The organism is Streptomyces sp. NPDC048734 (assembly GCF_043198675.1).
Lineage (GTDB): Bacteria > Actinomycetota > Actinomycetes > Streptomycetales > Streptomycetaceae > Streptomyces.
The window spans coordinates 147,436-160,458 of sequence record NZ_JBICUZ010000007.1; the positions used below are offsets into that span (position 1 = coordinate 147,436).

General features: G+C 73.3%; 14 protein-coding genes. 8 read left to right on the top strand and 6 right to left on the bottom strand.

Annotated features, from left to right (window positions below; genetic code table 11):
- Positions 1 to 45: 45 nt before the first annotated feature.
- Positions 46 to 585, top strand: a complete 540-nt coding sequence (gene def, locus ACGFQC_RS20155) for a peptide deformylase (protein WP_363089797.1) — start codon at positions 46 to 48, stop codon at positions 583 to 585.
- Between the two features lie 16 nt (positions 586 to 601).
- On the opposite strand, the gene ACGFQC_RS20160 is transcribed toward def, so the two are convergent.
- Positions 602 to 1,243, bottom strand: a complete 642-nt coding sequence (locus ACGFQC_RS20160) for a TetR family transcriptional regulator (protein WP_363089796.1) — start codon at positions 1,241 to 1,243, stop codon at positions 602 to 604.
- A gap of 170 nt (positions 1,244 to 1,413) precedes the next feature.
- Between ACGFQC_RS20160 and ACGFQC_RS20165 the strand changes: the two genes are divergently transcribed.
- Complete coding sequence (locus tag ACGFQC_RS20165) at positions 1,414 to 2,640, top strand: acyl-CoA dehydrogenase family protein (RefSeq protein WP_363089795.1); 1,227 nt, start codon at positions 1,414 to 1,416, stop codon at positions 2,638 to 2,640.
- A gap of 67 nt (positions 2,641 to 2,707) precedes the next feature.
- On the opposite strand, the gene ACGFQC_RS20170 is transcribed toward ACGFQC_RS20165, so the two are convergent.
- From ACGFQC_RS20170 to ACGFQC_RS20190, 5 genes are all read right to left on the bottom strand, one after another.
- The gene (locus tag ACGFQC_RS20170) at positions 2,708 to 2,944 is read right to left on the bottom strand and encodes a DUF6213 family protein (protein WP_363089794.1); all 237 of its coding nucleotides are present in this window, start codon (positions 2,942 to 2,944) and stop codon (positions 2,708 to 2,710) included.
- Between the two features lie 25 nt (positions 2,945 to 2,969).
- Positions 2,970 to 4,355, bottom strand: coding sequence for an NADP-dependent succinic semialdehyde dehydrogenase (locus tag ACGFQC_RS20175; RefSeq protein WP_363089793.1), 1,386 nt, complete (start codon positions 4,353 to 4,355; stop codon positions 2,970 to 2,972).
- 76 nt (positions 4,356 to 4,431) lie between these two features.
- Positions 4,432 to 4,896, bottom strand: a complete 465-nt coding sequence (locus tag ACGFQC_RS20180; RefSeq protein WP_363089792.1) for an NUDIX domain-containing protein — start codon at positions 4,894 to 4,896, stop codon at positions 4,432 to 4,434.
- Positions 4,893 to 6,431 carry an ATP-dependent DNA ligase gene (locus tag ACGFQC_RS20185; protein ID WP_363089791.1) on the bottom strand — a complete coding sequence of 513 codons (1,539 nt, stop codon included), beginning with the start codon at positions 6,429 to 6,431 and terminating at the stop codon, positions 4,893 to 4,895. The genes ACGFQC_RS20180 and ACGFQC_RS20185 overlap by 4 nt, the downstream gene beginning before the upstream one ends.
- Before the next feature lie 29 nt (positions 6,432 to 6,460).
- The gene (locus tag ACGFQC_RS20190; protein ID WP_363089790.1) at positions 6,461 to 7,498 is read right to left on the bottom strand and encodes an NAD(P)/FAD-dependent oxidoreductase; all 1,038 of its coding nucleotides are present in this window, start codon (positions 7,496 to 7,498) and stop codon (positions 6,461 to 6,463) included.
- Positions 7,499 to 7,577: 79 nt separating this feature from the next.
- Between ACGFQC_RS20190 and ACGFQC_RS20195 the strand changes: the two genes are divergently transcribed.
- The 6 genes from ACGFQC_RS20195 (at position 7,578) to ACGFQC_RS20220 (ending at position 13,006) form a co-directional block, all read left to right on the top strand.
- Entirely contained in the window at positions 7,578 to 8,216 is a 639-nt protein-coding gene (locus tag ACGFQC_RS20195; protein ID WP_363089789.1) for an XRE family transcriptional regulator, read from the top strand.
- A 157-nt stretch (positions 8,217 to 8,373) separates the two neighbouring features.
- Entirely contained in the window at positions 8,374 to 9,345 is a 972-nt protein-coding gene (locus ACGFQC_RS20200; RefSeq protein ID WP_363089788.1) for an NADPH:quinone oxidoreductase family protein, read from the top strand.
- A complete protein-coding gene (locus ACGFQC_RS20205; RefSeq protein WP_363089787.1) occupies positions 9,342 to 10,526 on the top strand; it encodes an acyl-CoA dehydrogenase family protein in 1,185 nt (394 codons plus the stop codon). The genes ACGFQC_RS20200 and ACGFQC_RS20205 overlap by 4 nt, the downstream gene beginning before the upstream one ends.
- Positions 10,523 to 11,638, top strand: a complete 1,116-nt coding sequence (locus tag ACGFQC_RS20210) for an acyl-CoA dehydrogenase family protein (RefSeq protein WP_363089786.1) — start codon at positions 10,523 to 10,525, stop codon at positions 11,636 to 11,638. Before ACGFQC_RS20205 ends, ACGFQC_RS20210 begins: the two co-directional genes overlap by 4 nt.
- Positions 11,639 to 11,808: 170 nt before the next feature.
- The gene (locus tag ACGFQC_RS20215; protein ID WP_363089785.1) at positions 11,809 to 12,669 is read left to right on the top strand and encodes a phosphatidylinositol-specific phospholipase C/glycerophosphodiester phosphodiesterase family protein; all 861 of its coding nucleotides are present in this window, start codon (positions 11,809 to 11,811) and stop codon (positions 12,667 to 12,669) included.
- Positions 12,670 to 12,811: 142 nt separating this feature from the next.
- Positions 12,812 to 13,006, top strand: a complete 195-nt coding sequence (locus tag ACGFQC_RS20220) for a hypothetical protein (RefSeq protein WP_363089784.1) — start codon at positions 12,812 to 12,814, stop codon at positions 13,004 to 13,006.
- Positions 13,007 to 13,023: the final 17 nt, after the last annotated feature.

The following is a 13,023-nucleotide window of genomic DNA, read 5'->3' on the forward strand; positions in this document are numbered from 1 at the left end:
TGTGCACGGCATGCGCGTGTCAGAAAGGACCGTACCCTTGCCGCCATGCGACAAGGTTCCATCCCGGGTGCCCACGGGCGCGTCCGGCCCCTCAGCCTGCTCGGCGATCCGGTCCTGCGGCAACCCTGCGCGGAGGTCACCGAGTTCGGTCCGGCCCTGGCCCGCCTGGTCGAGGACCTGTTCGCCACGATGTACGCGGCACAGGGCGTGGGCCTCGCCGCCAACCAGGTCGGCGAGTCCCTGCGCGTGTTCGTCTACGACTGCCCTGACGACGAGGACGTCCGCCACCTCGGCCACGTGGTGAACCCGCGCCTGGTGGACGTGGACGGCGTGGTGATCCGCGGCCCCGAGGGCTGCCTGTCCCTGCCGGGTCTGGAGGCGGGGACGGAACGCCACGACCACGCGGTGGTCGAGGGCTTCACGGTGACGGGCGAGCCGGTCACCGTCCACGGCACGGGATTCTTCGCCAGGTGCCTGCAGCACGAGTGCGACCACCTGGAGGGGCGGGTGTACGCGGACCGTGTGACGGGGTGGCGCGGGAGACGGCTGGCGCGCCAGGTGGCGCGGTCCTCCTGGGGCGGGTGAGGGCGGCGTACGGCCGTCAGAACCCCGGTCCGCCGACCTTGTCCCCGGCCGCCGCGAGGCGGCCCCACAGCAGGTCGGCGAGGCTGCGCACCAGCTCGGCCCGGGAGCACGGCCGCTCGCCCAGCCACCAGTCGCCCGCCGCGTGCATCATGCCGACGATCCCGTGTCCCCAGACGCGGGCGAGCTGCTGGGTCCCGGGTCCGAGGTCCAGCCGCTCCTCGATGACCTGGGCCAGTTCCTCGCCCATCCGCCGCAGCAGGGGAGCCGAGTGCTTGCCGACGTCGAAGCCCTGTTCGCCGGAGGCCCCGTCCGCCGGGTGCATCAGGAAGCGGTAGACCTGGGGGCGGGCCTCGATGGCCGCGAGGTAGGTCTCCAGCGTGGCCTCGACGCGCTCCCGGCGTTCGGCGGGAGCGTCCAGCGCGGCGCGCAGGGAGGCGAGCAGCGCGTCGGTGTGCCGTTTGGCGAGAGCGGCGTACAGGCCGCCCTTGTCACCGAAGTGGCGGTAGAGGATCGGCTTGGTGATGCCGGCCTCCGCCGCGATGGCGTTCATGGAGGCCTGGGGGCCGTCCCGGAGCACCACTCGGTCGGCGGCCTCCAGCAGTTCGCGCCTTCGGCGGTCGGCGGACCGCTGCTGCTCGGTCCGCTGCGTGGTGTCCATGTGCTCTCCCCACCCGTGCTGATTCGGTGACGCCTGCGCAAACTAACACCTGAAGATGGCCTCGCATCGAACGGGCTGCCGGGCTGTCCTCGGGAGTTGACTTTTCCTACCGACCGGTAACAGACTCGCGTTACCGCTAGTAACACGCACGTTCCGCCGCTGGAGGGGACATGGCCGAGTTCACCATGGAGCTCAACGACGAACAGAAGGAGGTCCGGGACTGGCTGCACGGCTTCGCGGCCGACGTGATCCGCCCCGCGGCCGCCGAGTGGGACGAGCGTGAGGAGACTCCCTGGCCTGTCATCCAGGAGGCCGCGAAGGTCGGCATCTACTCCCTCGACTTCTACGCCCAGCAGTACTTCGACGCCACCGGCCTCGGCATCCCCATGGCCATGGAGGAGCTGTTCTGGGGAGACGCGGGCATCGCCCTGTCCATCGTCGGCACCGGCCTCGCCGCCGTGGGCGTCCTCGCCAACGGCACCGAGGAGCAGATCGGCACCTGGATCCCCCAGATGTACGGCGACGCCGATGACGTCAAGGTGGCCGCCTTCTGCTCGTCCGAGCCCGACGCCGGCTCCGACGTGGCCTCCATGCGCACCCGCGCCGTGTACGACGAGGCCAAGGACGAGTGGGTGATCAACGGCACGAAGACCTGGGCCACCAACGGCGGCATCGCCAACGTCCACGTGGTCGTCGCCGTCGTCGACCCCGGGCTGGGCTCCAAGGGGCACGCCTCCTTCATCGTCCCGCCGGGCACGCCGGGTCTCGCCCAGGGCCAGAAGTTCAAGAAGCACGGCATCCGCGCCTCGCACACCGCCGAGGTGATCCTCGACAACGTGCGCGTCCCCGGCTCCTGCCTGCTCGGCGGCAAGGAGAAGCTCGACGAACGGCTGGCGCGGGCGCGCGAGCGGGCGAGGACCGGCGGCGAGCGCGTGAAGAACGCGGCCATGGCGACCTTCGAGGCCTCACGCCCGGCGGTCGGCGCGATGGCCGTCGGCACGGCCCGCGCGGCGTACGAGGTCGCCCTCGACTACGCGATGACGCGCGAGCAGTTCGGCCGCCCGATCATCGACAACCAGGGGGTCGCCTTCCAGCTCGCCGACATGCGCACGCAGATCGACGCGGCGCGGCTGCTGGTCTGGCGCGCCTCGTGGATGGCGGTCAACGGCAAGCCGTTCACGGCCGCCGAGGGCTCCATGTCGAAGCTGTACGCCAGCGAGACGGCGAAGAAGGTGACGGCGCAGGCCGTCCAGATCCTCGGCGGCAACGGCTACACGCGGGAGTACCCGGTGGAGCGGATGCACCGCGACAGCGCGATCTACACGATCTTCGAGGGGACGAGCGAGATCCAGCGGCTGGTGATCGCCCGCACCCTGTCGGGGATGCCGATCCGGTAGCCGCCGGTCGCGGGAACCGCGCGACCGGCCACGACGCGTCGTCGCCCACGGCAGCGCGCCGGCGCCCCTACGGCGCCCCGCCGCTGCTGTGGGCGATGCACGCCACGTCGATCCGGTCGGCCAGCTTCGCCAGCTCGATCGTCAGCGCGGCGACCGTGTCCTCGTCCAGACCCTGCGCCCCGGCCTCGACGAGATGCAGCCACCGGCCCCCCAGCGTGCGGAGCAGCTTGCTCACGTCGGCCGCGGCCACCTGGAGGGTCCCGCGGTCGTCGACGATCAGAGGCAGAGTCACTTCGCGGTTCACAACCGGGATCGTAGCCGCGCGGTGCTCACGCACCGTGCCAAACCGTGGTGATGTTGCAGAACTCGCGGATTCCGTGCCCGGACAGCTCACGCCCGTAGCCGGACCGCTTGACCCCGCCGAAGGGGAGCGCCGGGTGGGAGGCGGTCATCCCGTTGACGAACACCCCGCCCGCCTCCAGGTCCCGGACGAACCGGTCCACCTCGGCCTCCTGCCGGGTCCACACGTTGGAACTCAGCCCGAAGGGGGAGTCGTTGGCGATGAGGACCGCCTCGTCCAGGTCGGCCGCCCGGTAGAGGGTCGCCACCGGTCCGAAGGCCTCCTCGCGGTGGATGCGCATCTCGCGGTCGATGCCCGCGAGGACCGTCGGCTGGTAGTACCAGCCGGGCCGGTCCGGGCGTTCGCCACCGCACAGCACCGTGGCGCCGCTGCGCCGGGCGTCGTCCACCAGCTCCTCCAGGTCGGCGCGGCCCTGCTCGCTGGCGAGGGGACCGACCTCCGTCTCCTCCTCCAGAGGGTCGCCCACCTTCAGCGCCCGCATGCCGCCGGTGAAGCGTTCGGCGAAGCGGTCGTACACGTCCGCGTGGACGATGAACCGCTTGGCGGCGATGCACGACTGCCCGTTGTTCTGCACGCGCGCGGTCACCGCCACCTCGGCGGCCCGGTCGACGTCCGCGGACGGCATGACGACGAAGGGGTCGCTGCCGCCCAGCTCCAGCACCGTCTTCTTGACCATCTCGCCGGCGGTGGAGGCGACCGCGCGGCCCGCGGGCTCGCTGCCGGTCAGGGTGGCCGCCTTGATCCGCTCGTCGCGCAGGATCTCGTCGACCGCGGCGGAGCCGATCAGCAGGGTCTGGAAGCAGCCCTCGGTGAAGCCGGCCCGGTGGAAGAGGTCCTCCAGGTAGAGGGCGGTCTGCGGGACGTTCGAGGCGTGCTTGAGCAGGCCGACGTTGCCCGCCATCAGCGCGGGCGCGGCGAAGCGGACGACCTGCCACAGCGGGAAGTTCCACGGCATCACCGCGAGCACCGGGCCCAGCGGGCGGTACCGCACCAGGGCGCGGGAGGCGCCGGAGTCCCGCACGTCGGACTCGGCCGGCCGCTCGTCGGCGAGGAGCCCCGGCGCGTGCTCGGCGTACCAGCGCATGGCCTTCGCGCACTTGGCGGCCTCCGCGCGGGCCTGCTTCACCGGCTTGCCCATCTCGGTGGTCATCACGCGGGCGATCTCCGCCGAGTCCTCGTCGAGGAGGTCGGCGGCCCGGTTCAACAGCCGGGCGCGGTCGGCGAACGCCGTCGTGCGGTACGTGCGGAACGTGGCCTCGGCGAGCTGGAGCCGGCGTTCGAGCTCCTCCTCGTCCATGGCCTGGTACGTCTTGAGCGTCTCGCCGTTCGCCGGGTTCACCGTCGCGATGGGCATGACCGACCTCCCTCGGTGCTGGATGTGCTTCGACCTTCGCGCGTCCCGGAGGGCCCCGCAACGCGTGCGCGTCCGCTCAGCCCGAGTGCTCCGTCAGCCGGTCGAGAAACGCGGCCTGTGCCGTCACGATCACCTCGCGGGCCCGGTCCAGGCCGTACCAGGCGACCCGGTCCAGCTCGGGGAACTCCCGCGTCCGCCCGGAACGCGGCGGCCACTCCATGACGAAGGTGCCGGGTTCGACCGCGGCCGGGTCGAGGTCCGCCTCGATCGCCCAGGCCGTCACGATCTTGCCGTTCCTCTGCCGGACCTCCCCGAGCGGGAACGCCTCGCCGTCCGGCGGCGCCACCCCCAGCTCCTCCCGGAACTCGCGGCGGGCGGCCTCCCAGGCCGGCTCGCCCGGCTCGTACTCGCCCTTCACTACGGTCCAGGCACCGGCGTCCTTCTTCGCGAAATACGGGCCGCCCATGTGGCCCAGCAGCACCTGTGGTCCGTCGCCGGTGCGCCGGAACAGCAGCAGACCGGCGCTGCGCCGCGCCGTCACGGCCGTACCCGCGGGTGCGCGGCCAGCAGTGTCTCCACCGTGTCCGCCTGCTCCGGGCGCTTGTCCTCGCGGTAGCGGACCACGCGGGCGAAGCGCAGGGTGACGCCGGCCGGGTAGCGGCTGGAGCGCTGGATGCCGTCGTAGGCGATCTCGACGACGAGTTCGGGACGTACGGTCACCACCCAGCCGTCGTCCTCGACGGCCAGGTCCCGCAGGCGGTCGGTCTGCCAGGTGAGCAGGGCGTCGGTCAGGCCCTTGAAGGTCTTGCCGAGCATCGTGAAGCCGCCGTCGGCGGTGCGGGCGCCGAGGTGGAGGTTGGAGAGCCTGCCGGTGCGCCGGCCGTGGCCCCACTCGGCGGCCAGCACCACCAGGTCGAGCGTGTGCACGGGCTTGACCTTCAGCCAGGACGCGCCCCGCCGGCCCGCGCTGTAGGGCGCGTCGAGGGACTTCACCACCACGCCCTCGTGGCCCCGGGCCAGCGTCTCCTCGAGGAAGTCCTCGGCCGCCCGCAGGTCCGCCTCGCCCGCCAGGACGGTCCGGCGCACCCGCATCGGCTCGGGCACCAGCCGGGCCAGCTCCGCGTGCCGCTCGAAGAGGGGCAGGTCGAGGAGGTCCCTGCCGTCGACCGACAGCGCGTCGAAGAAGACGGGGGAGACCGGGACCTCCGCTGCGGCCGTGGCCACGTCCACCCGGGAGCCGACGCGGCCCGCCGTCTCCTGGAAGGAGCGGGGCCGGCCGGTCTCGTCGAGGGCGATGACCTCACCGTCCAGGATGAACCGCTCACCGCGCAGCTCCAGCGCCGCGGCGGTGAGTTCGGGCAGTCGGTCGGTGATGTCGTCGAGGGTGCGGGTGTGCACCCGTACGGTGTCGCCGTCCCGGTGGACCTGGACGCGGATGCCGTCCAGTTTCTCCTCCACCGCGCAGGCGCCCAGCCTGCCGACCGCCCCGGCCACGGAGGACGCGGTGTGCGCGAGCATCGGCAGCACCGGGCGGCCGACGGTGAGCCGGAACCGTTCCAGCGCCGCCGGCCCCTCCACGAGCAGGGCACGGGCCACCGTCCGGAGCGAGCCGGCCAGCATCACCGCCCGCCGCACGTCCGCCGGGGGAGTGCCGGTCGCCTCCGCGAGCCCCTCCACCGCCACCGCGTCCAGGGCACCCTGCCGGACCTCGCCGCTGATCAGGGCGATCAGGAAACGCTGCTCGTCCTCCGTGGCGGCGCCCATCAACTCCCGCACCAGCCGGACCCGTTCGGCCTGAGAGCCGGGGCCCGACACCTTGCCCAGGCCGGTGAGCCGGGCGTCCACCTCACGCACGGTCAGCGTCGGCGCGGCGGCCGGGGCCACCGGGCGGCCCAGTACCTTCCGACCGACGCCGAGCCGCCCCTGGGGGAGCCGTCCGGCCAGATACGGGATCACCACCGGCACGTCCTCCGGCTCCGCCTCCCGGAACAGTGCGGCGAGCAGAGCGATCTTGCGGGAGCGCGCCGGGGCGGCGGCGACCTCCCGGGACACGTCGGCGAGCCGGATCAGCAGCATGCAGCCATGGTGCAACGCCGACGTGGCGACTACACCCGGACGGCGGCGTCGATGTCGCCCATCAGCAGCTCCCCGTTGATCGCGGCGCCCGCCCGGTAGCCGCGGCTCGCCGCGTTGACGACCTGCTCGGCGAAGCCGGAGGCGTTGCCCGCCGCCCACAGGCCCGGCACGGTGGTCAGGCCCCGGCTGTCGACCACGGGGTAGCGGCCGAACGGCGTCTCGGTCATCTCGGCGCCGAGGCGGGCCAGGAGGTCGGTCCGCGGGACCGCCCTGGGGGCGACGAACAGCGCCTCGCGGGCGTGCACGGCCCCTGCCCCGGCGACGTCGTCCCCGGCCAGGCGGATCCCGGTGAGCCGGTCGTCCTCGACGACCAGCCCGGCCACCTCGCCGGGGACGACGTCGACACCGGCCGCGGCGAGCCGGCGCAGGTCCTCGTCGGACAGTTCCGCCTCGCCGACGGTGTGCAGGAACAGCTTCACGTCCTTCGACCACTGGGTCACGATCAGCGCCTGGTGCACGCTCATCGGGCTGGTGGCGAGCACGCCGAAGGCCTGGTCGCGAACCTCCCAGCCGTGGCAGTACGGGCAGTGCAGCACGTCCCGCCCGAACCGCTCGGCGAGGCCCTCGACCGGGGGCAGCTCGTCCTTCAGGCCGGTGGCGACGACGAGCTGCCGGGCCCGCACGGTCCGGCCGCCCGCCAGCGTCACGGCGAAGCCCCCGTTCCGCGTGGCGTCCACCGCGTGGTCCCGCCCGGCGTCCACCGCCCGGTCCCGGACCAGCTCCACGCCGTACCGGGTGATCTCCTCGCGTCCGACCGCCAGGAACTCGGCCGGGGACATCCCGTCCCGCGACAGGTAGCCCTGCATGTGCGCGGCGGGCGCGTTGCGCGGCTCACCCGCGTCCACGACCAGGGTGCGGCGCCGGGCCCGGCCCAGGACCAGGGCGGCGGACAGCCCCGCCGCGCCGCCGCCGATGACGATCACTTCGTAGGCGTCGGTGCTTCCCGGGGCGTTCTCGGGGCTCGCGGTGTGCTCGGTGTGCTCGGTGTGCGTGATGTGCTCGGTCATGTGTGACCACCTCCACTGCCGACCGTCGCGCCACTGCTGCCATATTGACAAATGAGTTTGCCGAAACTGCAATAGCCTCATGAGTGACGACAGGAATGACGGCAGGGAAGGCGACCGGGCCGACGGCGGCGCCGGGGCGGGTGGCGAGTGCGTCGACGCGGTGCTCGCCGAGGTCGGGCCGCGGCTGCGGCGGATCCGCAAGGAGCGGGGCGCGACGCTCGCGGGACTGTCCGAGGCGACGGGCATCTCGGTGAGCACGCTGTCCCGGCTGGAGTCGGGGCTGCGCAGGCCCAGCCTGGAACTGCTGCTGCCGATCGCGCGGGCCCACGAGGTGGCGCTGGACGAGCTGGTGGGCGCGCCGGCGGTGCGCGACCCGCGGGTGCGGGCGCAGCCGATCGTCCGCTACGGCCGCACCCACTGGCCGCTGACCCGTCAGCCCGGCGGTCTCCAGGCGTTCAAGGTGCTGGAACCGCAGCGCAGGATCGACCCGGACCCCCGTGTGCACGAGGGGTACGAGTGGCTGTACGTGCTGTCGGGGCGGCTGCGGCTGGTGCTGGGCGAGCACGACGTGGTGCTGTCGGCGGGGGAGGCCGCCGAGTTCGACACGCGCGTGCCGCACTGGTTCGGGTCCACGGGGGAGGGGCCGGTGGAGTTCCTCAGCCTCTTCGGGCCGCAGGGGGAGCGGATGCACGTACGGGCGCGGGCCAAGGGAGCGTGACGCGGGGTGACTTCCCGCGGGTGACCTCCGGCGGGCGGCCTTCCGCGCGCGGCGCCTCGCGCGGGGCTGTTGCCCGCCGACTGTTCCCTGATTGGCAAGCGACCGCTTAGTATGCGATCGACCCCGGTCAGACGACGCAGTCCCGTGGAGGCTCCGCATGCAGGCATGGCAGGTGCACGAGAACGGCGAGCCGAGCGAGGTGATGCGGCTCGCGGACGTCGAGCGGCCCACGCCCGGCGACGGCCAGGTCCTGCTCAGGGTGCGCGCCGCGAACATCAACTTCCCCGACGTGCTGATGGCCCGGGGCCACTACCAGGTCCGGCCGCCGCTGCCGTTCACCCCGGGCGTGGAGATCTGCGGCGAGACCGAGGACGGCCGCCGCGTCCTCGCCAACCCCGCGCTGCCGCACGGCGGCTTCGCCGAGTACGCCCTCGCGGACGCCGCCGCCCTGCTGCCCGCGCCGGACTCGCTGGACGACGCGGAGGCCGCCGCCCTGCACATCGGCTACCAGACGGGCTGGTTCGGCCTGCACCGCAGGGCCGGCCTCCAGGCCGGTGAGACGCTCCTCGTGCACGCCGCGGCGGGCGGGGTCGGCAGTGCGGCCGTACAGCTCGGCAAGGCGGCCGGCGCCACCGTCATCGGGGTCGTCGGCGGGGCCGGCAAGGCGGCCGTCGCCCGTGAGCTGGGCTGCGACGTGGTGATCGACCGGCGTGCCGAGGACGTGATCGCCGCCGTCAAGGAGGCCACCGGCGGCCGGGGCGCCGACGTCGTCTACGACCCGGTCGGCGGCGAGGCCTACGCCCAGTCCACCAAGGTCGTCGCCTTCGAGGGCCGGATCGTGGTCGTGGGCTTCGCGAGCGGGACGATTCCCAGCCCCCCGCTCAACCACGCGCTGGTGAAGAACTACGCGATCCTCGGCCTGCACTGGGGCCTGTACAACACCAAGAACCCGAAGCTGGTCCAGCACTGCCACGAGCAGCTCACCGAGCTGGCCGCCCGTGGCGCGATCAAGCCGCTGGTGAGCGAGCGCGTGCCGCTGACGGAGGCCGCCGCCGCCGTCCAGCGGGTCGCCGACGGTGCCACCACCGGCCGGGTCGCCGTCGTCCCGCAGAACGGAGCCGCCGTATGACCGACGCAGCCGAACTCCGGCGCCGCACAGCCGAACTGCTGGCCGCGCACCCCCCGGCCGGCACCGACCGGCTCGACTTCCTCAAGGCCCGCTTCGACGCCGGTCTCGCCTGGGTGCACTATCCCGAGGGACTGGGCGGACTCGGCGCCCCGCGCTCCCTCCAGGCCGTCGTGGACGCCGAGCTGGAGGGAGCCGGCGCCCCCGACAACGACCCGCGGCGCATCGGCATCGGCCTCGGCATGGCCGCGCCGACGATCCTCCAGTACGGCACCGAGGAGCAGAAGCGGCGCTTCCTGCGGCCCCTGTGGACCGGCGAGGAGGTCTGGTGCCAGCTGTTCAGCGAGCCCGGCGCCGGCTCCGACCTGGCCGCCCTCGGCACCCGGGCCGTCCGCGAGGACGGCGGGGACTGGGTCGTCGACGGGCAGAAGGTGTGGACGTCCAGCGCCCATGTCGCCCGCTGGGCCATCCTCATCGCCCGCACCGACCCGGACGTGCCCAAGCACCGCGGCATCACGTACTTCGTGTGCGACATGACCGACCCCGGCGTCGAGGTCCGGCCGCTGCGGCAGATCACCGGCGAGGCCGAGTTCAACGAGGTCTTCCTCACCGGCGTCCGCATCCCCGACGCCCACCGCCTGGGCGAGGTCGGGGACGGCTGGCGGGTCGCGCAGACCACGCTCAACAACGAGCGGGTCGCGATCGGCGGCATGCGGCTGCCCCGCGAGGGCGGCATGATCGGGCCCGCCGCCAGGACCTGGCGCGAGCGCCCCGAACTGCGCACCCACGACCTGCACCAGCGACTGCTGAAACTGTGGGTGGAGGCCGAGGTCTCCCGGCTCACCGCCGAGCGGCTGCGCCAGCAGCTCGTCGCCGGCCAGCCCGGCCCCGAGGGCGCCGGCATGAAGCTCGCCTTCGCCCGCCTCAACCAGGAGATCAGTGGCCTGGAGGTGGAACTCCTCGGCGAGGAGGGCCTGTTGTACGACGACTGGACCATGCGCCGGCCCGAACACGTCGACTTCACCGGCCGCGAGGCGGGCTACCGCTACCTCCGCTCCAAGGGCAACAGCATCGAGGGCGGGACCACCGAGGTCCTGCTGAACATCGTCGCCGAGCGCGTCCTGGGCCTGCCCACCGAGCCGCGCACCGACAAGGACGTCGCCTGGAAGGACCTCGCTCGATGACTGACCTGCTCTACACCGAGGAGGAGGAGGCGCTCCGCTCCGCGGTCCGCGACCTGCTCGGCGACCACTGCGACGCGGCCGGCGTGATCACCCGCACCGAGTCGGACGCCCCGCACGACCTCCGGCTGTGGAAGGCGCTCGCCGGCACGATGGGCCTCGCGGGGCTGCTGGTGCCCGAGGAACTGGGCGGCCAGGGCGCCACCCACCGGGAGGCCGCCGTCGTCCTGGAGGAGCTGGGCCGCGCGGTCGCCCCCGTTCCGTACCTCACGAGCGCGGTCGTCGCCACCGAGGCGCTGCTCGCCTTCCCCCACTCCCGGCCTCGCTCGGGCGGGGGGACCTCCGTCGCCGCCGATCTGCTCGGCCGGCTGTCGCAGGCCACCATGGTCGCGGCGCTCGCCGTCGGGCTGCACACCGCACCGGGCGCCGCCTTCCCGGCCGTACGGCTGGAGAACGGCTCCCTGCACGGAGAGCTGACCGGCATCGCCGACGCCGCCTGTGCCGACCTGCTGCTCGTCCCCGCGGACGACGGCGGGCTGTACGCGGTCGACGCCGACGCCGACGCCGTCACCGTCACTTCCCAGGTGTCCCTCGACCTGACCCGCCCGCTCGCCACGGTCACCCTCGCCGGGGCCACCGGCCGTCGGCTCGGGGACGCCGACCCCGCCGTGCGGCGGGCCCTGCGCGCCGGTGCCGGGCTGCTGGCGTCCGAGCAACTCGGTCTCGCAGACTGGTCGTTGACCGAGACGGTGCGCTACCTCAAGGACCGCAAGCAGTTCAACCGGCCCGTCGGAGGCTTCCAGGCGCTCAAGCACCGGCTCGCCCAGCTGTGGCTGGAGGTCGTCAACCTGCGGGCCGCGGCCCGGGGCGCGGCGGACGCCCTGGCGACCGGCGAGGACGTCGAGGTGGCCGTCGCCGTGGCGCAGGCGTACGCGGCGCCCGTCGCCGTCCGCGCCGCCGAGGAGGCGGTCCAGTTGCACGGCGGCATCGGGATGACGTGGGAGCACCCGGCCCACCTCCACCTGAAGCGCGCGAAGGCCGACTCGATCGCCTACGGCACGGCGGGCGCCCACCGCGCAGCCCTGGCCGAACTCGTCGACCTGCGGGCCCCCTGACGGTCCCTCCGTGAAGCCCGCCCCACCCGGGGCGGGCTTCTTCGCGCGCTCGCGCGGAAGGGGTGAACACCCGACGGCGGTCCGGCCAACTCCTCTCATGGACAGGTTCGTTGCGGCCGGGCCGGATCCATACTCCCTGTGGTTCAGACCGTTCCACAGGGAGGCAGAGCATGGCACTCATCACCCGTCGCGGAGTCCTCACCACGTTCGGCGTCGCCCTCACGGCAGTGCTGGCGCCGCCCGCCGGCAGCGCCTTCGCCGCCGAACAGCGGCACCGGCCACGCCCGTTGCGGCACGCCCACGCCCACAACGACTACGAGCACCCCCGGCCCCTGCTCGACGCCCTCGACCACCGCTTCGGCAGCGTCGAGGCAGACATCTTCCTCGTCGACGGCCAACTGCTCGTCGCCCACGACCCGGCGGACCTCGACCCGGCCCGCACGCTGGAATCCCTCTACCTCGCCCCGCTCGCCGCCCGCGTCGAGGCCAACCACGGCTCGGTGTACCGCGGTTCGCACACCCCCCTGCAACTGCTCGTCGACATCAAGACCGGGGGCGCGTCGACGTACCTCGAACTCGACCGTCACCTGCGCCGCTACCGGCACCTGTTCACCACCTACGACCACGGCCGGGTGCGGCGCGGCCCGGTCACCGCCGTCATCTCGGGCGACCGTGGGGCCCGGGTGCCGATGGCGGCGCAGACGGTGCGCCGCGCCTTCTACGACGGCCGCCTCGCCGACCTGGGCAGCACCGACGCCTCCTTCGCCTCCCTGATCAGCGACAACTGGACGCTCCACTTCACCTGGCTCGGTGTCGGCGCCTTCCCCGACGCGGAGCGGCGCAGGCTGCGCGCCCTCGTCCGGGCCGCGCACGACCGCGGGCAGAAGGTGCGCTTCTGGGCGACGCCGGACCTGGCGGGGCCCGCCCGGGAGGCGCTGTGGGGCGAACTGCTCGACGCCGGCGTCGACTACCTGAACACCGACGACCTGGCCGGCCTGGAGGCCTTCCTCGACGCCCGCGGGAAGGCGTGACCACGGGCGGTCCACCGGCCGGCCGCCCGGTCGACCCGTGAACCACTCGTTCGGCGGACAGGTGAGCCGCGCGGACGAACCCTCCGCTACGTCACACTTGCGGCCGAATACCGCGAAAGCGGACGTAGTGGAGGAGGTCGGTGTGGTCGTTTCCCTTTCCGTGGTGGTGTTGTTGCTGATCCTGGCGGTGATCTTCCTGCGCAACGGCGGACTGAAGGTCTCGCACGGGCTGGTCTGCCTGCTGCTCGGCTTCTTCCTGGCCGGCACCAGCATGGCCCCCACCATCCACAGCGGCCTCACGGCGACCGCCGACATCGTCGGCGGCATCCGGCCGTGAGGTCCTGCGGGAGCACC

Bases quoted from the DNA above. Each gene is read 5' to 3' on its own strand.
- ACGFQC_RS20200 (WP_363089788.1), top strand. From the start codon at position 8,374: ATGCAGGCATGGCAGGTGCACGAGAACGGCGAGCCGAGCGAGGTGATG.
- ACGFQC_RS20205 (WP_363089787.1), top strand. From the start codon at position 9,342: ATGACCGACGCAGCCGAACTCCGGCGCCGCACAGCCGAACTGCTGGCC.
- ACGFQC_RS20210 (WP_363089786.1), top strand. From the start codon at position 10,523: ATGACTGACCTGCTCTACACCGAGGAGGAGGAGGCGCTCCGCTCCGCG.
- ACGFQC_RS20160 (WP_363089796.1), bottom strand. From the start codon at position 1,243: ATGGACACCACGCAGCGGACCGAGCAGCAGCGGTCCGCCGACCGCCGA.
- ACGFQC_RS20190 (WP_363089790.1), bottom strand. From the start codon at position 7,498: ATGACCGAGCACATCACGCACACCGAGCACACCGAGCACACCGCGAGC.
- ACGFQC_RS20175 (WP_363089793.1), bottom strand. From the start codon at position 4,355: ATGCCCATCGCGACGGTGAACCCGGCGAACGGCGAGACGCTCAAGACG.
- def (WP_363089797.1), top strand. From the start codon at position 46: ATGCGACAAGGTTCCATCCCGGGTGCCCACGGGCGCGTCCGGCCCCTC.
- ACGFQC_RS20165 (WP_363089795.1), top strand. From the start codon at position 1,414: ATGGCCGAGTTCACCATGGAGCTCAACGACGAACAGAAGGAGGTCCGG.
- ACGFQC_RS20195 (WP_363089789.1), top strand. From the start codon at position 7,578: ATGAGTGACGACAGGAATGACGGCAGGGAAGGCGACCGGGCCGACGGC.
- ACGFQC_RS20185 (WP_363089791.1), bottom strand. From the start codon at position 6,431: ATGCTGCTGATCCGGCTCGCCGACGTGTCCCGGGAGGTCGCCGCCGCC.
- ACGFQC_RS20215 (WP_363089785.1), top strand. From the start codon at position 11,809: ATGGCACTCATCACCCGTCGCGGAGTCCTCACCACGTTCGGCGTCGCC.